The organism is Paraburkholderia sp. SIMBA_030, from assembly GCF_046535245.1.
Classification (GTDB): Bacteria; Pseudomonadota; Gammaproteobacteria; order Burkholderiales; family Burkholderiaceae; genus Paraburkholderia.
This window is the reverse complement of record NZ_JAWRXB010000511.1, coordinates 1-273: the sequence shown is the minus strand read 5'-3', so window position 1 is coordinate 273 and position 273 is coordinate 1. Positions and strand designations below refer to the sequence as shown.

Here is a 273-nt window from a genome sequence, read left to right as displayed (position 1 = left end):
CTACCTGTTTCGCCTGAATGGCGAGCAGGGTACCGGCCGCGCCGCCGATGTTCCGGGTTTTCATGTGGGCGGCAAGACGGGGACGGCCAACAAGGTCATCAACGGCGTCTATTCGCACAAGCTGAGCTTCAACTCGTTCCTCGCCGCCTTCCCGATGAGCAATCCGAAATATGTCGTGCTGTCCTTCATCGACCAGCCGCTGACAGGGGTGCACAACCTGAACCTCGCCGCTGAAACGGCCGCCCCGATGGTGCACGACATCATCGCGCGGAC

The 273-nt window shown here is 61.5% G+C and carries 1 protein-coding gene; it reads left to right on the top strand.

What is annotated here, in order from left to right; genetic code table 11:
* A partial coding sequence (locus SB772_RS41005; RefSeq protein ID WP_410838651.1) for a penicillin-binding transpeptidase domain-containing protein occupies positions 1–273 on the top strand: 273 nt, incomplete at both ends.